The 21,180-nt window shown below is 61.3% G+C and carries 19 protein-coding genes and 1 riboswitch; of the genes, 12 read left to right on the top strand and 7 right to left on the bottom strand.

Translation table 11 applies throughout. The annotated features are described in order from the left end of the window. Positions 1-6: 6 nt before the first annotated feature. Positions 7-113, bottom strand: a riboswitch (S-adenosyl-L-homocysteine riboswitch). 190 nt (positions 114-303) lie between these two features. Beyond that, complete coding sequence (locus BLP82_RS28730; RefSeq protein ID WP_092176594.1) at positions 304-705, top strand: acyl-CoA thioesterase; 402 nt, start codon at positions 304-306, stop codon at positions 703-705. 117 nt (positions 706-822) lie between these two features. Continuing rightward, positions 823-1,704: a formate/nitrite transporter family protein gene (locus tag BLP82_RS28725; RefSeq protein WP_092176589.1), complete on the top strand. Its 882-nt coding sequence runs from the start codon at positions 823-825 to the stop codon at positions 1,702-1,704. A 27-nt stretch (positions 1,705-1,731) separates the two neighbouring features. On the opposite strand, the gene BLP82_RS28720 is transcribed toward BLP82_RS28725, so the two are convergent. Beyond that, positions 1,732-3,693, bottom strand: coding sequence for a patatin-like phospholipase family protein (locus BLP82_RS28720; RefSeq protein ID WP_092176585.1), 1,962 nt, complete (start codon positions 3,691-3,693; stop codon positions 1,732-1,734). A 245-nt stretch (positions 3,694-3,938) separates the two neighbouring features. After that, the gene (locus tag BLP82_RS28715; RefSeq protein ID WP_092176581.1) at positions 3,939-5,099 is read right to left on the bottom strand and encodes an MFS transporter; all 1,161 of its coding nucleotides are present in this window, start codon (positions 5,097-5,099) and stop codon (positions 3,939-3,941) included. A 301-nt stretch (positions 5,100-5,400) separates the two neighbouring features. On the opposite strand from BLP82_RS28715, the gene BLP82_RS28710 reads away from it, so the two are divergent. Beyond that, complete coding sequence (locus BLP82_RS28710) at positions 5,401-6,234, top strand: EamA family transporter (protein WP_060740238.1); 834 nt, start codon at positions 5,401-5,403, stop codon at positions 6,232-6,234. A 39-nt stretch (positions 6,235-6,273) separates the two neighbouring features. Next, positions 6,274-6,657 carry an MAPEG family protein gene (locus BLP82_RS28705; protein WP_060740239.1) on the top strand — a complete coding sequence of 128 codons (384 nt, stop codon included), beginning with the start codon at positions 6,274-6,276 and terminating at the stop codon, positions 6,655-6,657. A gap of 142 nt (positions 6,658-6,799) precedes the next feature. Here BLP82_RS28705 and BLP82_RS28700 read toward each other — a convergent pair whose 3' ends face one another. Then, the gene (locus BLP82_RS28700) at positions 6,800-7,987 is read right to left on the bottom strand and encodes a murein transglycosylase A (protein WP_092176576.1); all 1,188 of its coding nucleotides are present in this window, start codon (positions 7,985-7,987) and stop codon (positions 6,800-6,802) included. A 125-nt stretch (positions 7,988-8,112) separates the two neighbouring features. On the opposite strand from BLP82_RS28700, the gene BLP82_RS28695 reads away from it, so the two are divergent. Next, the gene (locus BLP82_RS28695) at positions 8,113-8,562 is read left to right on the top strand and encodes a c-type cytochrome (protein WP_092176572.1); all 450 of its coding nucleotides are present in this window, start codon (positions 8,113-8,115) and stop codon (positions 8,560-8,562) included. A gap of 48 nt (positions 8,563-8,610) precedes the next feature. On the opposite strand, the gene BLP82_RS28690 is transcribed toward BLP82_RS28695, so the two are convergent. Both BLP82_RS28690 and ligB read right to left on the bottom strand, forming a co-directional pair. After that, positions 8,611-9,006 (bottom strand): DUF1090 domain-containing protein, encoded by a 396-nt coding sequence (locus BLP82_RS28690; protein WP_060740242.1) that lies wholly within the window; start codon positions 9,004-9,006, stop codon positions 8,611-8,613. Positions 9,007-9,096: 90 nt separating this feature from the next. Then, on the bottom strand, positions 9,097-10,770 hold the full coding sequence (gene ligB, locus BLP82_RS28685) for an NAD-dependent DNA ligase LigB (protein WP_092176568.1): 1,674 nt from the start codon (positions 10,768-10,770) through the stop codon (positions 9,097-9,099). A gap of 206 nt (positions 10,771-10,976) precedes the next feature. Between ligB and BLP82_RS28680 the strand changes: the two genes are divergently transcribed. Further along, positions 10,977-11,597: a LysE family translocator gene (locus tag BLP82_RS28680; RefSeq protein WP_092176565.1), complete on the top strand. Its 621-nt coding sequence runs from the start codon at positions 10,977-10,979 to the stop codon at positions 11,595-11,597. 255 nt (positions 11,598-11,852) lie between these two features. Here BLP82_RS28680 and metK read toward each other — a convergent pair whose 3' ends face one another. Together metK and BLP82_RS28670 are read right to left on the bottom strand one after the other, a co-directional pair. Continuing rightward, positions 11,853-13,043 (bottom strand): methionine adenosyltransferase, encoded by a 1,191-nt coding sequence (gene metK / locus BLP82_RS28675; RefSeq protein WP_060740245.1) that lies wholly within the window; start codon positions 13,041-13,043, stop codon positions 11,853-11,855. Positions 13,044-13,062: 19 nt separating this feature from the next. Continuing rightward, the gene (locus BLP82_RS28670; RefSeq protein ID WP_092176560.1) at positions 13,063-14,058 is read right to left on the bottom strand and encodes an ArsR/SmtB family transcription factor; all 996 of its coding nucleotides are present in this window, start codon (positions 14,056-14,058) and stop codon (positions 13,063-13,065) included. 310 nt (positions 14,059-14,368) lie between these two features. Between BLP82_RS28670 and tkt the strand changes: the two genes are divergently transcribed. From tkt to fba, 6 genes are all read left to right on the top strand, one after another. Next, entirely contained in the window at positions 14,369-16,366 is a 1,998-nt protein-coding gene (gene tkt, locus BLP82_RS28665; protein WP_092176556.1) for a transketolase, read from the top strand. 150 nt (positions 16,367-16,516) lie between these two features. After that, complete coding sequence (gene epd, locus BLP82_RS28660) at positions 16,517-17,572, top strand: erythrose-4-phosphate dehydrogenase (RefSeq protein WP_060740248.1); 1,056 nt, start codon at positions 16,517-16,519, stop codon at positions 17,570-17,572. Positions 17,573-17,596: 24 nt separating this feature from the next. Next, a complete protein-coding gene (locus BLP82_RS28655; RefSeq protein WP_092176552.1) occupies positions 17,597-18,760 on the top strand; it encodes a phosphoglycerate kinase in 1,164 nt (387 codons plus the stop codon). Positions 18,761-18,791: 31 nt separating this feature from the next. Continuing rightward, a complete protein-coding gene (locus BLP82_RS28650; RefSeq protein WP_092176548.1) occupies positions 18,792-19,016 on the top strand; it encodes a hypothetical protein in 225 nt (74 codons plus the stop codon). Between the two features lie 56 nt (positions 19,017-19,072). Then, positions 19,073-19,408 carry an MliC family protein gene (locus BLP82_RS28645; RefSeq protein ID WP_092176545.1) on the top strand — a complete coding sequence of 112 codons (336 nt, stop codon included), beginning with the start codon at positions 19,073-19,075 and terminating at the stop codon, positions 19,406-19,408. A gap of 242 nt (positions 19,409-19,650) precedes the next feature. Beyond that, on the top strand, positions 19,651-20,715 hold the full coding sequence (gene fba, locus BLP82_RS28640; RefSeq protein WP_003177554.1) for a class II fructose-bisphosphate aldolase: 1,065 nt from the start codon (positions 19,651-19,653) through the stop codon (positions 20,713-20,715). Positions 20,716-21,180 lie beyond the last annotated feature (465 nt).

Genomic DNA, 21,180 nt, shown 5'->3' with positions numbered 1-21,180 from the left:
AATGTATGCGAATGGGCGCCGTTGTGCGTTTAGTGTTCGTACGGGCAGGCCCGTGCAAACAACGCCCCATCCGAGCCTGACAGGTCGAGCCTGCTGCAGCGCCCCTCGGACAGGTGGCGGGAACGGTCCAACGGGTGGACCGGGTAAAACGGGGCGATTATAACGGGCTAATCGGATCTTCCAAAAGGGTTTCTGTCGGCAAATCAAAATTGCCGATGACCGTCATAGGGCCCGCGACCTAGAGCCTGACCGCCCGGTCTGCCATGATGCGGCTATTCAACGGCCAGACGCACAGGAGTGAACATGAATTTCCACACCCGCAAATGGGTCAAGCCCGAAGACCTCAACCCCAACGGCACGCTGTTCGGCGGCAGCCTGTTGCGCTGGATCGACGAGGAGGCGGCGATCTACGCCATTGTCCAGCTGGGTAACCAGCGCGTGGTCACCAAGTACATCTCGGAAATCAATTTCGTCAGTGCTTCGCGCCAGGGCGACATCATCGAGCTGGGCATCACCGCCACCGAGTTTGGCCGCACCTCCATCACCCTGACCTGCGAGGTGCGCAACAAAATCACCCGCAAGAGCATTCTGACCGTGGATAAAATGGTCTTCGTCAACCTCGGCGAAGACGGCTTGCCCGCGCCCCATGGCCGGACCGAGATTACGTACGTCAAGGATCAGTTCAAGGAGGATGTCGTCGGGTGAGATCGGCGGCGCTGTCATCGCGAGCAAGCTCGTTCCCACATCTGTGTTTGGGGGGCCACTGAACAGCTCCGAGCGCCGCGTGTCGTAGGTACATCACGCCACCGGTTCAGGAGCTGTATGGACACCCACAAAGACGGCAAGACCCCTGATCTTTCGGCTCAGGAGCAGCATGAAGTCGACCGTAACCAGCCGCCGCGGGCGGCGGTGTTGCATGAAATCATCCGCACCCAGGGCAATCTGGAGCTGGAACGTAGTATCGCCGCGCTCTGGTGGTCGGCCCTGGCGGCGGGATTGACCATGGGGCTGTCGCTGATGGCGATGGGTTTGCTCAGCTCCCGGCTGCCGGATCACGAGGGCTTCAAGGTCATCGCCAGTTTCGGTTACTGCGCCGGCTTTCTCGCGGTGATCCTGGCCCGCCAGCAACTGTTCACCGAAAACACCCTGACCGCTGTGCTGCCGATCATGAGCAAACCCACGCTGGGCAACTTCGGTCGGTTGTTGCGGCTGTGGGGGGTGGTGCTGGTGGGTAACCTGTGCGGCACCTTGCTGGTGGCCTACGTGATGCTGCATCTGCCGATTTTCGACCCGCGCACCGACCAGGCTTTCCTGGAGATAGGCCGCAAGGTCATGGAGAACGACACCGGCCAGATGTTCGCCAAGGGCATCATTTCCGGCTGGATGATTGCCACCATGGTCTGGATGATCCCGTCCATGGAAAGCGCCAAGATGTGGATCATCATTTTGATCACCTACCTCATGGCGCTGGGGGATTTCACCCACATCGTCGTCGGCTCGGCCGAAGTGTCCTACCTGGTGTTCGCCGGAGAGCTGGCCTGGAAGGATTTCTGGCTGGTGTTCGCCGGGCCGACGTTGGCGGGGAACATCGTCGGCGGCAGCTTTATCTTTGCCTTGATCAGTCATGCGCAGATTCGCAGCGAGGAAGGGCCGCCCAAGGCCAATCGTTCGACGGAGGATGGGCGGCGTGCTGATTCGCAATGACCGGGCACCTGGGCGCAGGCTCCTGGCTCAGGCGAGCGGTTCTGGGTACAACATGTTGAGCAGTGTGGTGCGGGTGTGCGATTCGGGATTGGCCAGTCCGGTGGAGCGTGATACGTAATTATCGATAACCCGCTTGAGTGCATTGTTGAAGGTCTCTTTGCTGCGCACCTCCTCCAGGTCTCGGACGACACCCTTGATGAGCTTTTCGTTCCAGTCGGTTTGACCGTTTAGAAAGATCGAAGGGTACAGCACGTACCGCACGACGTTATCGACGCGTGTAGCAAGGTCTCGCTGATTCATTTCCTCGACGGCGTGGCGCGTGACTGCGGAAATCCCGCTGGGCGCGTCCTTGTCCCAGCGAGCGGCAGCCTGCAGGTACTGCATGAAATCCGGATCACTATTGTGATTGAGCCGTTTAGCCAGCCATTCCAGCTTGTCGGGATGGTCTGCAAGTTGATCGAGGGTCCCAATGGCCATTCGGATTTGCTGGCTCGGTTCCAGTCTGGTGGAGGTTTCATTCGCCTCTTTGATGGCGATTTTCAGTTGCGTCCACGCTTCCTGTGCCTGGCGCTTGAAGGCAATGACTTGCGCGCAGGTTTCGTCTCTTTCCAATTCCGGGCTTAGTTGCTCGAGTTCTTTGTCACTCAGTGCCAGCAGGGCTGCTTCGGTCGAGTCAAACCAAAAGGTTTGCTGTGTTGCATTGCGTGCGTCGAGATGGATCTGGACAGCCTCACGCGTTTTTTCCTGGAGATAATTCTTGGTTGGCTCGGGCATGCTGAATCGAACCGTTCCACTGAGCGTCCCAGTGAAATCACCTTTAGGGGTATTCAGCGGAGCGACAACGATCTGGTTGGCGAAGCCCTTCATCTGTTTGGCATTCAGCGCAGAGTAAGCCGCGTGAGGCGCCTTGAGGAATTTGTCAACGAGGGCCGATATACCCGTCCCCCTTTGGCTTATTTGATCCGGTTCCCCACCTTCGAATACCAGGATCAAGTGTTCCTTTTCCGGGATCGGGCTCATCTGATGAACCGGATTGTAGAGGGCCGATATCGGTGTGTTGTTCAGGATGCCACCGTCGGCAACCGCCGTGGTTTCGCCCGTTCGCTGGAATGGGAGCCCTTGCACGATCGGTTTACTGAACACTACCGGCAGCGCAGCGGAGGTATGCGCTGCCACGGCGATATCCATATCAGGGGTGGTCTTAGCGCTATAAACCAATAATTGCGCGCCCCCCTCCACCATGACGGTGCCGGTGATTTCCACGGATTTAATCTGGGGAATCTCTTTGCTCAGGACATCCAAGTCGCCAAAGGTGACAAATTTTTTCTCGCGCACACTGTCGATGACTTTCTGGGCTTGCGGGGAGAGGGGTGTCGTTACGTTGTCGCAACGCTGTAAAAGCGCCGCGCAAGATTCCGTTCTGATCAGCTCCTCCAGCGGCATCCCTTTGGAACCCAGGCGTGGCACCAGATCACAAATCAGCTGTGCCAACGGGATCTTCTTCAGTTTCTTGCCTAAATTCGACCATCCATCCTGTCTGGCTGAAACACCAGGATCGGCGCTATTGAGCAAGGAGATGAGGGAAACCTTGTCTGAGATCCTATCGAAGTCCGCGTGAGTCATGCCGCTGGCGAGTAAAACAGCCGATATGGCTCCCGCGGACGAACCGGTGATCATTTCGATAACGTCCATGACACCGTTGGCTTCGAGCGCTTCCACGAGTCCGGAAATGACCACACCCTTGGCACCACCGCCACTCAGGTTCAGTTCTTCAATGGCCGGCCGATTCCTGCTGACTTTTACTCTACCGTCGTCGTACCGGGTGATTGATGTCGACCCATCTGGCCCTCCGCATAGCAACGTGCTACCACGTTCTGAGCTCGCTGACTCTTGGCTTCGGCAATCGGTTTTCTTAGGGCTGACCTCTTGAGGCTGCGACTGGATGTAGCTCTGGAGCCCGGTGGATGAGGTTGATGATGGTACAGGCATGCAGGTTCGTTCCTTGGACCCATGGAGTAGGGGGTCGAACTTTAAACAAAACCTGAAGGCATTTTCCCCGATGACTCAATTGGAAAAAATATCTGCCGCCGGCCCGCATTCGCCGGTGGACCTCAAACGAAGAGCTCTGGAACGGGGCCTCCAGCAGGCTGGTAAAACAACCTGCGCGTGCCGGGATATTTTCTTACTGAACGCGCAGCGTATTCACTCGTGGGTTGGATAGATTTCTCCGGCCCTCAAACAGCGACTGCCGCCAAGCGTCGTTGTCGATGGATAAAGAACAAGGCAGTCAATACCGTGAGGCCGCCGACCGCTGCTCCAGTCCAGGGGAGATCCGCCAGGTCGGCACCACTGGCCACGACCAACCCACCCATCCAGGCCCCGGCGGCGTTGCCCAGGTTGAATGCGCTCTGGTTGAGTGTGGAACCGAGGTTCGGTGCTTCGTGGGCCTGGTCGATGATCAGCAATTGCAGGATCGGGCACAGGGCGAAGGCGAAGATGCCCCACAGCACCAGGGTGATTGCTGCCGGGATCACCGACCGGCTGGTCTGGCTGAACGCGGCCAACACCAGCACCACGGCCAGGGCCATGCCGACGAGCGAAGGCAGCAGGCGCCGGTCCGCCAGGCGTCCACCGAGGAAGCTGCCGGCCGTCAGACCGACGCCGAACAACAGCAGCATGACGGTGATGCCGTGGGGGCTGACACCGGTGATGTCCTGCAGGATCGGCGCGATGTAGGTGAATACGCTGAACAGACTGGTAGAGGCCAGTACGCTCATGCCCAGGGCGAGCAACACGTTGACCTTGCCCAGGACCTTGAACTCACTGGCCAGGTTGGCTTTGTCCATGGGAATTTCCTTGGGCAGCCAGACCCATTGGGCAATGGCCGCGATCACGCCGATGATCGAAACCGCCCAGAAGGTCGAGCGCCAGCCGGCGTATTGACCCAGGGCCGTACCCAACGGAACGCCCAGCACGTTGGCCAGGGTCAGGCCGGTGAACATCATGGCAATCGCCTGGGCCCGTTTATTCGGCGCCACCAGCCCGGCGGCCACCACCGAACCGATGCCAAAGAATGCACCGTGGCAAAGCGCAGTAATGACCCGGGCGGCCATCAGCGTGGTGTAGTTCGGCGCCAGGGCGCAGAGCACATTGCCGAGAATGAACATCAGGGTCATGCCCAACAGTGTGGCCTTGCGCGGCATGTTGGCGGTGCCGATCGCCAGGATCGGTGCGCCGAACACCACGCCCAGGGCGTAGCCGGTGATCAGCAGCCCGGCCTGGGGAATGCTCACGGCCAGGTCCCGGGCGACATCGGGCAACAGCCCCATGATGACGAATTCAGTCGTGCCGATGCCAAAAGCGGCAACGGCCAAAGCAAGCAAGGCGAGTGGCATGCGCAAGGTCTCTGTCTGTAGTCTTGACGCCCGGATCAGGCATACGCATGCCGGCGCCCGGTTCTAGTGAACTTGGCAGCAGCAGAATTATTGGAATTGGCTTATGCGCAACTGAGTGCGGCGTGATCGGCCTGAAGTATAAACGATCGCGAATCAATTCATGAGCCCCGCTGATCGTAGGAGCTGTCGAGTGAAACGAGGCTGCGATCTTTCCACTGACAATTGAGTCTGGCGTGAAAGATCAAAAGATCGCAGCCTTCGGCAGCTCCTACGGGCGGAGGGACAAGACAAGGAGCGTGCCGTGCTTGCGACGGCCTTGGTGTTGGTAGCGGCGCTGTTGCATGCGGCGTGGAATACGCTGATCAAATTCAGTGGCGAGCGTTTGCTGGTGGTGGCGTGCATGGACAGCGTCGCCCTGCTGTTCGTCGCGTTGGCCCTGGGTTTCGTGGCATTGCCGCCGCTGGAGATCTGGCCGTGGATCCTGGCCTCGGCGGCGTTCGAGCTGTTGTACCGCTATTTGCTGATCCAGGCTTATCGGGTCGGAGACCTGGGATTGGTCTATCCACTGATGCGTGGCCTGTCGCCGCTGGTGGTGCTGGCCCTGACGTTTATTTTCGCTGGTGAAGCGCTGACGACCCAGCAGGTCATCGGTATCTTGCTGATCCCGTTCGGCATGCTTTGCCTGTTGTGGCAGGGCGGTGGCGGCGACCGGCTGCCCTGGTCGATGTTGCCGGTGGTGGCGCTGATCGGCCTGTGCATCGGTTGCTACACCTTTATCGACGGCCATGCCCTGCGGCGTTGGTCCCATCCGCTGGATTACCTGGTCTGGGTCACGCTGCTCAGCGCCTGGCCCTTCCCCTTGCTGGCGTTGGTGAGCAAACGGCCGGCGTTCATGCGGTTCTGGCACGAACAGTGGCGGCTGGGGTTGGCGGTCGGATTCTGCGTATTGTTCAGCTACGCTCTGGTGCTATGGGCCATGCAACTGGGTTCGATCGCCGAAGCGGCGGCGCTGCGGGAAATCAGCGTGATCCTGGTGGTGCTGTTCGGCATGCGCTACCTGAAAGAACCTTTTGGCTTGCCGCGGCTCTTAGCCTGCGGGCTGGTGCTGATTGGCATGCTGGTGATGAAAGCCTGACGCTCGATTCTCTATAAAACTCAAAAAAGGAAGTGCGGTATGACGGTTGCCCTGTGGTGTGTGTTGATTGCTTTTCTCCTGCCTTACCTGTGTATCGGGATCGCCAAGGCCGGTGGGAAATACCGGTTGCAGGATAATCACGACCCCCGGGATTTTCTCGATTCACTCGAAGGCGCCCCCCGGCGTGCCTACGCGGCGCAACTGAACAGCTTTGAAATCAGTCCGTTTTTCGCCGCCGCCGTGATCGTCGCGCACCTGGCCGGCAACGCCGAACTGGTCACCATCAATGTGCTGGCGGTGCTGTTCATCACCAGCCGCCTGCTCTACATCATTTGCTATCTGGCGGACTGGGCGATTCTGCGTTCGCTGGTATGGTTCGTGGGGGTAGGGTTGGTGGCGAGTTTCTTCTTCGTTTCGATTTGAGCCTGGCGGCGTCTGTACTGGGGCTTATCGCGAGCAAGCTCGCTCCCACATTGATCTAGTCGCACACAAGAGATGTGTCCACTGGCGATCAACTGTGGGAGCGAGCTTGCTCGCGATGGGGCCGGAACATCAGCACATCTCTTCAGGGATTGGCGGTCACCGCATTCGCCACCTGCGGCACTTGCGGCAACGCCATGCCCTTGGGCCAGAGCATCCAGATCTGTCCCTGTTGCTTCATGTCCCCGGCCAACTGCCCTGCGGCCTCCCCCGTGCCCCAGAACAGGTCCGCCCGCACTTCGCCGGTAATCGCACCACCAGTGTCCTGGGCGGCGACGGGGCGATTCAAGGCGCTGCCGTCGGGGCGAGTGGTGGATAACCACAGCAGGCTGCCCAGCGGAATCACCTTGCGGTCCACCGCCACGCTGTAGCCGGCGGTCAGAGGTACATTCAGCGAACCGCGCGGGCCTTCATTGCTGTCGGGGTTGCGGTTGAAGAACACGTAGCTGGGGTTGCTGGCGAGCAATTCGGGAATGCGGTTCGGGTTGGCCTTGGCCCAGGCACTGATGGTGCCCATGGTCACGTCTTCTTTCTTGAGTTCGCCTTGTTCGACCAGCCAGCGTCCGATGGGGCGGTAGGGATGGCCGTTCTGGTCGGCATAGCCGATGCGCAGTTGGCGGCCGTCAGCCAGTTGAATGCGTCCCGAACCCTGGATCTGCAGGAATTGCAGGTTCATGGGATCGGTCAGCCAGGCAATGACCGGCGCCTTCACGCCGTTGGTCTCGATGGTGGCCGCGTCGTCATACGGCTTGAGCACCCGACCTTCGAGGCGGCCGCGCAGGCGTTTACCCTTGAGCTCAGGGTAGAGGCTGTCCAGCGACACGATGATCATGTCCTCCGGTACACCGTAGACCGGAATATTCGCCGTGGCGGTCTGGGTGAGGCTGCCGGGGTAGACCGGCTCGTAATAGCCGGTAATCAGGCCGTTGGGGCTGTTGTCCCCCGAGCGCAGGCCATAGACGTCCAGGTTCTGTTTCAGGAAGTTGCGTACATCCTGTGGGGTTTGCGGCACGTTGGCCGCTGCCGCACAGGTCGGACCCCAGGTTGCATCGGCCTTGAGCCGGGTGCACGCGCCGCGCCAGGAACCGAAACCGGCCAGCAGGTCTGCATCGGACACCGCCGGCAGCGCCTCCCAGGGGGCGCTGACATAGGTGGCGAGGGCATGGGTCTGAGGTTCTTCGACCTTTTCGCCGCGGTTACAACCGGCCAACAGTGCGATCAGCGGTAGGGTCAATGCCAGGCCTTTGTGCCAGGGCTTGATGCGGCTGTTCATGAAGATTTCCTTTGCAGCCATTCGGGCGCTGTCAGGCGCTCGAACAACCCGTATTGTTGATAGGGCCATTGGTCTTTACCGATGACCCGAGGATACTAACCGCCGTTTCCTGCCCCGAGGCCAAGATGTTTGTAAAACGATTTTCCATGGCTGTGCTGGCTTGCCTGATGTTGTCCGCCTGTGGCGGCGTCGATCCCAATTCTCCCCTGGGCCAGCGCAAGACGATTTTCAAGCAGATGCTCAAGACCAATGAAGAGCTGGGCGGCATGTTGCGCGGCCGAGTCCCGTTTGACGGCGCACGCTTCACCGAGGGCGCGGCGCAACTGGACCAATTGTCCCATGAGCCGTGGAAGCACTTCCCGCAAGTGCGCGAGCAAGACCACACCAGCGCCCGGGATGACGTCTGGCAAAAACAGGCGCGTTTCCAGGAGCTGGCTCGCAGCCTTGAAGCGGCCACCGGTGAGTTGGTGACCGCCAGCAAAGTCCAGCCTTACAGGGCCAGTTACCTGGGGTCGGCGGTGCAGAAGGTCGAAGATGCGTGCAGTGCCTGTCATAAAGAGTTTCGGGATTATTGACATGCCTTGAAGGATCGCAGGCTTCGCCAGCGCCTACAGATCGGATGTTCACTTATCCAACTCATCCACCGCTTCCTGCAGCTCCTTGCGGGAGGTTGCCAGCTTGTCCTTGCGTTTGTTGATCCGCTCGGCGTCGCCTTTCTTCATGGCCTTTTCCAGGTCGGCCTGACGCCGGCTGACCTCGTGCTTGGCATCGAGTACCTTGTTTTCACGCTCCTTGCGCAAGGACGCATCGGTGCAATGGGTGGTGACTTCACTCAATGCGGTTTCCAGGCCTGCCTGCTGGTCCTGGTTGCCACGGGACTTGGCCAGTTCGATCTGGTTGATGATGCCCTGGCGCTTGGCCGCGCAGCCGGTGAGTTCCGGGGTTTGTTCGTCCGCCAGCAAAGGGGCGGCCATGGCGCTGCATAAGACCAGCAGGGCAACGGGGGACAGGAAATTCATAGCAACTCCGTAAAAAATCGCGAGCGGTCGGTACAGATGCGCTGTTGGAGCGCATGTTCGCCTCTTGGGTTCAACCGCACGGGGGCCGGATTAAAAACCGTCGACCCCGGCGGAGCGTAATACGTCACTCAAGGCCAGCACCTGCGGGTCGCGAAAAAAGGCGCTCAATTGCGCGGCGCGTCCCGCTCCGATGCCGACTTCGGTTTGCCATTGTTCGGTGCTGCGCTCGGCCAGCGCCTGCCACGGCCCTTCCAGCCGGGCCTCACCGATGGGTGGCAGGCCCAAGGCCTTGAGCCATTGCCCGAAAGGGCGTTGCCGGGCGCTGTCGAGGCTGGCGAGCAGGCGCGCGCTGGTGCGTTCGCCGAAGCCGTCAATGTTAGCAAGCTCGGCGGCATCGAGGGTCAACCAATCCAACAATCCGTGAAGCCTGCCGGCAGCCAGGAGTTTTTCCCAGGTGCCGGGGCCGACATGGGGCAGGGCGAGCCCGTGCTTGCCGCTGAGCCAGTTCAGGCGTGCGAGGAATTGGCTTTCGCAGCCGGGCGTCGCTTGCCAGCAACTCAAGAAGTGATGATCGCTCGCCGTGGGGGCATTGACGTCCTGGCGCTCGAGGCTGCGCAGCACCACCTCGTCGAGTCGTGGAATGGTCAGCCCGGCCAGGCTGATGGCGACCCGATCTCCGGGACGGATGTCCATCTCCTCCCAGCGCTTGAGGGAACTGACGCTGACCCGGCGAATCCGCCGGTCGTCGAGCAGGGTCGGTTCGAGTTCCAACACAGGAGTGATGCGCCCGGTACGCCCGACCTTGAAGCGCACCTTGCGCACTTCGGCCAGGGCCTGGGCATACGGGTATTTCCAGGCCACGCTCCAGAACGGCGTCCTGGCCTGCCAACGGTCGGCGGGTGGGCGGCGGCTCTGGCGCAGGACGATCCCGTCACTGGCGAAGGGCAGCGGTGTGCGGTACCAGTGGTCGCGCCACCGCTGGGCATCCCTCAGTGTCCGGACAGGTTGGTTGTAGTCGTGGGTGTCAGCGAAACCCAGCGCGTTCAGCGCGGCCATCCGCTCTGGCAGGGTGTCGGGCCCTTCAGGCCAGTCCCAGACAAACAGGCCGATGGAGGATGCCTCCTGCGCCGTCAAATTGTTGCGCGCCATCAAACCCGCCACGGTTGCGCGGGCGTTCAGGCTGCCGCGGCTGGCTTGGACATGGGCGTCCAGGCGCCAGTACAACTCGCCCTGGACGACCAGGTCCACGGGCTGGCGCAGTTGCTGCGCGATGGCGCCGATCTGGTGCGCACTCGCGGTCCAGTCATGCCCCAGGACGCCATCGCCGCGGCTGATCGCCTGATGCAGGCGACCCTTGCGGTAAACCAGGGAGACCGCCACGCCATCGACTTTCGGTTGCGCCCAGACGTCCGCTCGACCGAGCAGCCAGGCCTCCACGGCGTCGGCGCCCTTCAGTTTTTCCAGGCCGGTATGGACGACGGGGTGCCGCACCTTTCCGCGCGCTGAGCGCAGGGGCTCGTCGGGTGTCGCGAGATGGAAGCAGCGGCGCCATTGGCCCAGCTGTGTGCGGGATTGATCATAAAGCTCATCGGCCACCAGCGATTGGCCGAGGCGGTGGTAACGATCATCCCAGGTGTCGATTTGCTGTTGCAGCGCGGCGATCTCCGCCCGAGCCCGTTCAGCGGGCCAGTCGGGACAGGGTGCGGCTAGCACGGGGAGGGCCATGAATGCGAGGCAGGCGAGGGCATAGAGGAACGTTGGCATCGAAGCATCCTTGCTCGGTTGAGTATCTCAAGGCTAGTCAGCGTCCCGGCTGTTGCGAGGGGCGGAGCGTTACCGGATTTTGCGGCGCCTGGTGGCAAAGTCGCGGCGGTACAGTCCCGCGGGGTTTCGCCACGCAACTGTCCCTTGAACCCCTCGATGACCGGTGCAGAATGAGCCTTCGATCCACCTCTGCCTGGAACGCCCGAATGGACCTGCCGACACTCGCTATTTTCATTCCGGCCTGCTTTGCGCTGAACATGGCGCCGGGGCCGAACAACCTGCTCTCCATCAGCAACGCCTCGCGTTATGGCTTCGTCCGGGCGTGCAGCGGCGGCATCGGTCGGTTACTGGCGTTTGCGATCATGATCGCCCTGGCTGCGGTGGGGCTCACCGCCGTGTTGCACACATCGGAGCTGCTGTTCCTGGGGATCAAGCTCGTCGGTGCCGGTTACCTGTTCTATCTGGCCGTGCAGTTGTGGCGGGCCCGGCCCGAGGCTGACAGCGAAGCGGGGCTCGCATCGATGACCCGGGCCGGCCTGGCGCGCCAGGAGTTCCTGGTGGCGATTGGCAATCCGAAGGCAATTCTGTTGTTCACTGCGTTTCTGCCGCAATTCGTCGACCGTACAGGTACCGTCACTCAACAATTCGCCGTGCTGGGTGGCTTGTTTCTCGCGCTGGAGTGCATCGCCATCGGGTTGTATTGCTATATGGGCATTTACGCGCGGCGGCTGTTCGCCCGGCCCAGTGGCAAACGCCTGTTCAATCGAATGTGTGCGGGGCTGCTCGCAGGTGCGGCTTCGTTTTTGCTGGTGGCTCGGCGGGCCTAGACTCTCTGAGGGCCCTGTTGGAACCGAGGACATGGTCCCCCTGTGGCGAGGGGATTTATCCCCGCTGGGCTGCGAAGCGGCCCCAAATGGTCAAGCACCGTTAACCTGACACACCGAGGTGGCTGGTTTGGGGCCGCTGCGCGGCCCAACGGGGATAAATCCCCTCGCCACAGGGTCGGTGCCTGACATTGATTTTTTTAATAGAAAAAGCCCCTGACGACCCAGTCGCCAGGGGCTTTTTCTTACACGCGGGTGTTACAGGCCGGCAGCGGCGCGCAGGGCGTCCGCGCGGTCGGTCTTTTCCCAGGTGAACGTGGTGAAGGTATCGCCATCGACAGTCCTGGTCTCTGGCGTACGACCGAAGTGACCATAGGCGGCGGTTTCCTGGTACATCGGGTGCAGCAGGTCGAGCATGGTGGTGATGGCGTATGGACGCAGGTCGAACACTTCGCGGACCAGGTTGATGATCTTGTCATCGCCGATCTTGCCGGTGCCGAAGGTGTTCAGCGAGATCGATGTAGGCTGGGCGACGCCAATGGCGTAGGACACCTGGATCTCGCAGCGCTCGGCCAGGCCGGCGGCCACGATGTTCTTGGCGACATAACGACCGGCGTAGGCGGCCGAACGGTCAACCTTGGAAGGGTCCTTGCCGGAGAACGCGCCACCGCCGTGACGGGCCATGCCGCCATAGCTGTCGACGATGATCTTGCGACCGGTCAGGCCGCAGTCGCCCACCGGGCCGCCGATGATGAACTGGCCGGTCGGGTTGATGTGGAACTGGGTGTCCTTGGACAGCAACTCGGCAGGCAGCACGTGCTTGACGATCAATTCCATCACGCCTTCGCGCAGGTCTTTGTAGGACACCTCAGGGTTGTGCTGGGTCGACAGGACGACGGCGTCGATACCGACCACCTTGCCGCCTTCGTAACGGCAGGTCACCTGGGACTTGGCGTCCGGGCGCAGCCACGGCAGCAGGCCGGATTTACGGGCCTCGGCCTGGCGTTTAACCAACTGGTGCGAGAAGGTGATCGGGGCCGGCATCAGCACGTCGGTCTCGTTGCTGGCGTAGCCGAACATCAGGCCCTGGTCGCCTGCGCCCTGGTCTTCAGGCTTGGCCCGGTCAACGCCCTGGTTGATGTCCGGGGACTGCTTGCCGATGATGTTCATCACGCCGCAGGTCGCGCCGTCGAAGCCGACGTCGGAGCTGTTGTAGCCGATGCCCAGGATGACGTCGCGAACGATCTGTTCCAGGTCGACCCAGGCCGACGTGGTGACTTCGCCAGCGATGATCGCCACGCCCGTTTTCACCAGAGTCTCGCACGCCACGCGGGCGAACTTGTCTTCAGCAATGATGGCGTCCAGCACCGCATCAGAAATCTGGTCGGCGATTTTGTCCGGATGCCCTTCAGACACGGACTCGGAGGTGAAAAGGGAGTATTCGCTCATCTCGATGTTTTCCTACAAGTTACCGTTGGTGAGTGTCGCCAGTGGGTCGCTGAAAGTGGCGAACCTGGATCTGGAAACCATTACGTAAGCCTACATAGAGGCTTTCCCCGGGCACGAGGCCCGCTGCGGTGGCCCAGCGGGCCAGGTCGTCCTGTTCAAAGCCGAGCCAGAGGTCGCCGCAGGCTTCCCTGGCCCAGCTCTGGTTGTGGCTGCATAACTCGGTCACCAGCAGGCTGCCGCCCGGTTGCAGCAGGCGGGCCATGTGCTTGAGTGCATCGGCCGGCGCGGCAAAATGATGCAGCACCATGTTCAATACCACGCAGTCGGCCTGCAGGCTCATGCCATCCAGTGCATCGGCCAGTTGCAGGCGCACATTAGCCAGGGCCTCGCGCTCACACACCTGGCGCGCCAGTTCGAGCATGGCCGGGCTGTTGTCCAGTGCCGTCACCTGGCTGAAGCGCCGCGCCAACTCCGGCAGAAAGGCGCCATCGCCGGGACCGACTTCGATCGCCGTGGCCGCAGGCTCGAAGCTCAATTTGTCGAGCAGCGCCACCACGCTTTCACGGTATTGCGGCAAGCCGGCGATCAGGTCTTGCTGGGCGCGAAACTTCTCGGCGACCCGTGCGAAGAAGTCCTGGCTGGCGGCCGCCCGCTGCCCGTGAACCTGGGTGATGCGAGCCTGCACGTCGGTCGGCAGGCTCAGTGCGTCCACTTCGTCCAGCAGCGCCGCGTGCAGCTTGCCGCCCAGCAGGTCGGTGTGGGGCAGGGCGCGACGATAGAAAATGGCGTTGCCTTCCCGGCGGGTCGCCACCAGGTCGGCCTGGGCCAGGACCTTGAGGTGGTGACTCATGCCGGACTGGCCGATGCCGAAGATCTGCGCCAGTTCCAGCACGCCGAACGAATCGTTGGCCAGGGCGCGCAATACATTGAGCCGCAACGGATCGCCGCCGGCCTTGCAAAGGGCCGCCAGCTCATCGCAGTCGTCGTGGCGAATGGAGGGCGCGGGCAGGTTCATAGTGGGGCCGTCTGTCTCATGAGTGGGGCGGTCCGTTTCAGTGGGGCAGTCTAGTGAGGGGTTTGGATCATCGCAAGTTCAATATCAAAAAGTTTTGATATTGGATGATAAATGGCACTTCCCACTCCGTGCTTGACTCTACAGGCCATCAGCGGAAAGGTTTCACCCGGCGAATGCGACTTTATCCACCGGAAAAACGCTCAAGGATGACTATCTGTCATTGCCCCGGAGCGGGTGGGTGAGGGAAAATGCTCGCCTTTTTCAGTTTCGTTTTATTCATTCTCGATTCAATACCCGCAGGAGAACAGCGATGCCCAGCCGTCGTGAGCGTGCCAATGCCATTCGTGCCCTCAGCATGGATGCCGTGCAGAAAGCCAACAGCGGCCATCCCGGTGCCCCCATGGGTATGGCGGATATCGCCGAGGTGCTTTGGCGCGACTACCTCAAGCACAGCCCGAGCAATCCTTCGTTCGCCGACCGTGACCGCTTCGTGCTGTCCAACGGCCACGGTTCGATGTTGATCTACTCGCTGCTGCACCTGACCGGCTATGACCTGTCGATCGATGACCTGAAGAACTTCCGCCAGTTGCACAGCCGCACCCCGGGCCACCCGGAATACGGCTACACCCCAGGCGTGGAAACCACCACCGGCCCGTTGGGCCAGGGCCTGGCCAACGCCGTGGGTTTTGCCCTGGCGGAAAAAGTCCTGGCGGCGCAGTTCAACCGCCCAGGTCATAACGTCGTCGACCACCACACCTACGTGTTCCTGGGCGATGGCTGCATGATGGAAGGCATTTCCCATGAAGTCGCCTCCCTGGCCGGTACCCTGGGCCTGGACAAGCTGATCGCGTTTTACGACGACAACGGCATCTCCATCGATGGCGAAGTCGAAGGCTGGTTCACCGACGACACCCCCAAGCGCTTCGAAGCCTACAACTGGCTGGTGATCCGCAACGTCGATGGCCACGATCCGGAAGAAATCAAGACCGCCATCGAGACCGCTCGCAAAAGCGCCCAGCCGACCCTGATCTGTTGCAAGACCACCATCGGTTTCGGCTCGCCGAACAAGCAAGGCAAGGAAGACTGCCACGGCGCACCGTTGGGGGCCGAGGAAATCGCCCTGACCCGCGCTGCGCTGAAATGGAACCATGGCCCGTTCGAAATCCCGGCCGACATCTACGCCGAATGGGATGCCAAGGAAAAGGGCCGTGCGCTCGAAGCCGAGTGGGACCAGCGTTTCGCTGCCTATTCCGCCGAATTCCCCGCGCTGGCAAACGAGCTGGTGCGTCGCCTCAGCGGCGAGCTGCCGGCCGACTTCGCCGAAAAAGCCTCGGCGTACATCGCTGAAGTCGCCGCCAAGGGCGAAACCATCGCCAGCCGCAAGGCCAGCCAGAACACCCTGAACGCCTTCGGCCCATTGCTGCCGGAACTGCTGGGCGGTTCGGCCGACCTGGCCGGTTCCAACCTGACCCTGTGGAAAGGCTGCAAAGGTGTCAGCGCCGAAGACGCCAGCGGCAACTACATGTACTACGGCGTTCGCGAGTTCGGCATGAGCGCAATCATGAACGGCGTTGCGCTGCACGGCGGCCTGGTACCTTACGGCGCCACTTTCCTGATGTTCATGGAATACGCCCGCAACGCCGTGCGCATGTCGGCGCTGATGAAAAAACGCATCCTGTATGTGTTCACCCACGACTCCATCGGCCTGGGCGAAGACGGCCCGACGCACCAGCCGATCGAGCAACTGGCGAGCCTGCGCTGCACGCCGAACCTGGACACCTGGCGCCCCTGCGACGCCGTGGAATCGGCCGTGGCCTGGAAATACGCCCTCGAGCGTAAAGACGGCCCTTCGGCGCTGATCTTCTCCCGCCAGAACCTGCAGCACCAGAACCGCGATGCCGACCAGATCGGCGACATCACCCGCGGCGGCTACGTGCTCAAGGACTGCATCGGCGAGCCTGAACTGATCCTGATCGCCACCGGCTCCGAAGTCGGCCTGGCCGTCCAGGCCTACGACAAGCTGACCGAGCAGGGCCGCAACGTACGCGTCGTGTCCATGCCGTGCACCAGCGTGTTCGATGCCCAGGATGCTGGCTACAAGCAGGCGGTGTTGCCGCTGCAAGTTAGCGCGCGGATCGCCATCGAGGCTGCCCATGCCGATTACTGGTACAAGTACGTGGGCCTGGAAGGCCGCGTGATCGGCATGACCACCTACGGCGAATCGGCGCCTGCGCCGGCGCTGTTCGAGGAGTTCGGCTTCACCCTGGAAAACATCCTGGGTCAGGCTGAAGAGCTGCTGGAAGACTGATCCGCAAACAGGTTGTCTGTTTTGACGCCATCGCGAGCAAGCTCGCTCCCACAAGGATTTTCACCGACCCTGTGGGAGCGAGCTTGCTCGCGATAGCGCAGGCTCAGGCATTACTGGACTGAAGGATTCACCACGGTAACCGAGAACCCCATGCCCCAACCGCGTCCCTACAAAGTTGCACTCAACGGCTACGGCCGGATAGGTCGTTGCGTCTTGCGTGCGTTGTTCGAGCGAGGGGCCAAGGCCGATTTCGAAATCGTGGCGATCAATGACCTGGCCGACATGGCCAGCATCGAATACCTGACACGCTTTGACTCCACCCACGGCCGGTTTCCCGGCGAAGTGCGGGTAGAGGGCGATTGTCTGCATATCAATGGCGACTGCGTGAAAGTGCTGCGCAGTGCCACCCCCGAAGGCATCGATTGGGCGTCCCTGGGCGTCGATCTGGTGCTCGAGTGTTCCGGTGCCTACCACACCCGCGAAGACGGTCAGCGTTTTCTCGCGGCCGGCGCGCCACGGGTGCTGTTCTCCCAGCCGATGGCCAGCGAAGCGGATGTCGACGCCACCATCGTCTACGGCGTGAACCAGGATTGCCTGACCGGCGAAGAGCTGCTGGTGTCCAACGCATCCTGCACCACAAACTGCGGCGTGCCGCTGTTGCGCCTGCTGGACCAGGCCATTGGTCTGGAGTACGTGTCGATCACCACGATCCACTCGGCAATGAACGACCAGCCAGTGATCGACGCCTACCACCATGAGGACTTGCGCCGCACCCGTTCGGCGTTCCAATCGGTGATTCCGGTGTCCACTGGTCTGGCGCGCGGCATTGAACGGCTGCTGCCGGAACTTGCCGGGCGAATTCAGGCCAAAGCCGTGCGGGTGCCGACGGTCAACGTGTCCTGCCTCGACATCACGATGCAGACCGTGAGCGATACCGACGCCACCGAGGTCAACCGGATCCTGCGCGAAGCCGCCACCAGCGGCCCGCTCAAAGGCCTCCTGGCTTACACCGAGTTGCCTCACGCCAGTTGTGATTTTAACCATGACCCCCATTCGGCCATTGTCGATGCCAGCCAGACCCGTGTTTCCGGGCCGCGGCTTGTGAACATCCTGGCCTGGTTCGACAACGAATGGGGGTTTGCCAACCGAATGCTGGACGTTGCCGAGCATTACCTGCAAACCGCTTCGAAAAAACCTGCTCTCTAAACAGTTACCCAGGAATTGCGACCCATGACCGTGTTGAAGATGTCCGACCTCGATCTGCAAGGTAAGCGCGTACTGATCCGCGAAGACCTCAACGTCCCCGTCAAGGACGGTGTTGTCACCAGCGACGCGCGTATCCTGGCCTCGCTGCCGACCATCAAGCTGGCCCTGGAAAAAGGCGCGGCCGTGATGATCTGCTCCCACCTGGGCCGTCCGACCGAAGGTGAGTTCTCGGCGGAAAACAGCCTCAAGCCGGTAGCCGATTACTTGAGCCGGGCCCTGGGCCGCGACGTGCCGTTGGTCGTGGACTACCTGGGCGGCGTCGATGTGAAGGCTGGTGATGTCGTGCTGTTCGAAAACGTGCGCTTCAACAAGGGCGAGAAAAAGAACGCCGATGAATTGGCCCAGCAATACGCCGCCCTGTGCGACGTGTTCGTGATGGATGCCTTCGGCACCGCTCACCGCGCCGAGGGTTCGACCCATGGCGTGGCGAAATTCGCCAAAGTCGCAGCCGCAGGCCCGTTGCTGGCGGCCGAGCTGGATGCACTGGGCAAGGCCCTGGGCTCGCCGGCCCAGCCGATGGCCGCCATTGTGGCCGGCTCCAAGGTCTCCACCAAGCTGGACGTGCTCAACAGCCTGAGCCAGGTGTGCAACCAGTTGATCGTCGGTGGCGGCATCGCCAACACGTTCCTCGCCGCCGCCGGTCACCCGGTCGGCAAATCCCTGTACGAACCGGACCTGCTGGACACCGCCCGGGAAATCGCCGCCAAGGTCAGCGTACCGTTGCCGGTGGACGTGGTCGTGGCCAAGGAATTCGCTGAAAGCGCGACGGCCACCGTCAAGCTGGTGGCCGACGTGGCCGACGATGACATGATCCTCGACATCGGCCCGCAAACCGCAGCCAACTTCGCCCAATTGCTGAAATCCTCCCAGACGATCCTGTGGAACGGCCCGGTCGGCGTGTTCGAGTTCGACCAGTTCGGCAACGGCACCAAGGTGTTGGCCCAGGCCATCGCCGAAAGCGCTGCGTTCTCCATCGCTGGCGGCGGCGATACCCTGGCGGCCATCGACAAATATGGCGTGGCCGACCAGATCTCCTACATTTCTACCGGTGGTGGCGCATTCCTCGAGTTCGTCGAAGGCAAAGTGTTGCCGGCCGTGGAAGTCCTGGAAAGCCGGGCCAAGGCCTGAGGCGGCGTTGACCAGGCAAAGGAGTGTTCTGATGGTCAAGACGTTCACGTTGTTGCTGGCGGCAACGATGCTGGTGGCTTGCTCGAGCAGCCCGCAGGCTCCGGCCCCGCAAACCGGCACGCCGACGCCCGAAGAAGGCTGTTACCAGGCTGACTGGCAGGCCGAGACGAATCCGGTGCTGAACAAGCGTTCCGGACCGGACGGCCTGGACAAATACGAGACGCAAACCCCGGCCAAGGAACATGGTTGTCCTTGACGGGTCTGACTCTTAACTCATGGCGGGCGGCGAGTGCCGTCCGTCGAGGAACACGGATGAAAGGCTTGATCGCCGTTATGGCCTTGGCATTGCTGGCCGGTTGTTCGCAACTGGGTTTTTTGCAGTCGTCCGAGCCTGTTGCAGAGGGCTGGACGAGCTGGACCTGTGACAGCGAGGCCAAAGTGCTCTGGCGCTACGCCGATGCCGCCCGCAAGGAAGTCGATGTACGCCTGGGCGGTGCCGATAAGGTTTATCGCCTCAAGCTTGAGCCGGGTGCCGAAGGTTCGCTGTACAGCGATGACATGCTGGCGTTTCACGTCAAGGGTGAGGAAGGCCTGGTGTACTGGGTCGCCACCAATGACTTGATTGGGCGTGGCTGCAAGGCTAATTGATCCAGAGAGATCCAATGTGGGAGCGGGCTTGCTCGCGAATGCGGCGGGTCAGCTTGCATATCTGCTGAATGTGAAACCGCATTCGCGAGCAAGCCCGCTCCCACAGGGGTCTCTATAGTTTTGAGATTTTGTTCCACCGAACACGCAGCTCGGGCCAACCCCCGATCCGCAATGACTTGAATAGCCGCCGCCGCTCCGGCAGGCTGGCACGATTAACGACCCTCGACCGGGAGAGAGACACAATGGCACTTATCAGCATGCGTCAGATGCTGGACCACGCAGCCGAGTTCGGCTACGGCGTTCCAGCCTTTAACGTCAACAACCTTGAGCAGATGCGCGCCATCATGGAAGCCGCTGACAAGACTGACTCTCCGGTGATCGTCCAGGCTTCGGCCGGTGCCCGCAAATACGCCGGCGCGCCGTTCCTGCGTCACCTGATCCTGGCGGCGATCGAAGAGTTCCCGCACATCCCGGTGTGCATGCACCAGGACCACGGCACCAGCCCGGACGTCTGCCAGCGCTCCATCCAACTGGGCTTCAGCTCGGTGATGATGGACGGCTCCCTGGGCGAAGATGGCAAGACCCCGACCGACTACGAATACAACGTCCGCGTCACCCAGCAGACCGTGGCCATGGCCCACGCCTGCGGTGTGTCGGTGGAAGGTGAGCTGGGTTGCCTGGGTTCGTTGGAAACCGGCATGGCCGGTGAAGAAGATGGTATCGGCGCCGAAGGCGTGCTGGACCACAGCCAGATGCTGACCGATCCGGAAGAAGCGGCGGACTTCGTCAAGAAAACCCAGGTCGACGCCCTGGCCATCGCCATCGGCACCAGCCACGGCGCCTACAAGTTCACCAAGCCACCGACCGGCGACGTGCTGGCTATCGACCGCATCAAGGAAATCCACAAGCGCATTCCCAACACCCACTTGGTGATGCACGGTTCTTCCTCGGTACCGCAGGAATGGCTGGCGATCATCAACCAGTACGGCGGCGACATCAAGGAAACCTACGGCGTGCCGGTTGAGGAAATCGTCGAAGGTATCAAGTACGGTGTGCGTAAGGTCAACATCGACACTGACCTGCGCCTGGCCTCTACCGGTGCCATGCGTCGTTTGATGGCGACCAATCCGAGTGAGTTTGATCCGCGCAAGTTCTTCGGCGCCACTGTGACGGCCATGCGTGATGTGTGCATTGCGCGTTATGAGGCGTTTGGGACTGCCGGTAATGCTTCCAAAATTAAGCCGATCTCGTTGGAAGCGATGTATCAGCGGTATTTGAAGGGTGAGTTGAACGCTAAGGTTAACTGAGGCTTTAGTGGTGTGAGGAAACCCGCAGTGATGCGGGTTTTTTTATGTTTTGGGTTTGTGTGTATATCCGTTTCTTGGGTAACGGCGGCTTATGGTTCCGCTCTTACAGCGGCTCACTTTTGAGAAGCGCAAAAGTAAGCAAAACGCTTTTGCCCCACCACTCGGTGCCTCGCCTAGGCTCGGCATGCCCTCACTCCGGCATTGCTCCGTGGGCCCGCCGCGAAGGGCCATCCATGGCCCAGCGCGGCTATCCCGGCATCCATGCCGGGATGCCCACTCCACAATGCCTGCGTTCGGCCATCGTGGTTAACGGGGCGTCCGAGATCAACGTCCACTGCGAGGCGGCCTTATAGCCGACCTGGTTTAGGGGGGACCGCGTTTCTCCTGTGGGAGCGAGCTTGCTCGCGAAGGACATCAACGATACAGGGTCTACTGCACGTTAATCGTCCAGTTCACATTGCAAAG

The sequence above is a fragment of the Pseudomonas sp. NFACC37-1 genome (assembly GCF_900101575.1).
Classification (GTDB): domain Bacteria; phylum Pseudomonadota; class Gammaproteobacteria; order Pseudomonadales; family Pseudomonadaceae; genus Aquipseudomonas; species Aquipseudomonas fluorescens_AA.
Note: the sequence above shows the minus strand (reverse complement) of the source record. Positions and strands in the feature narration are given on the sequence as shown.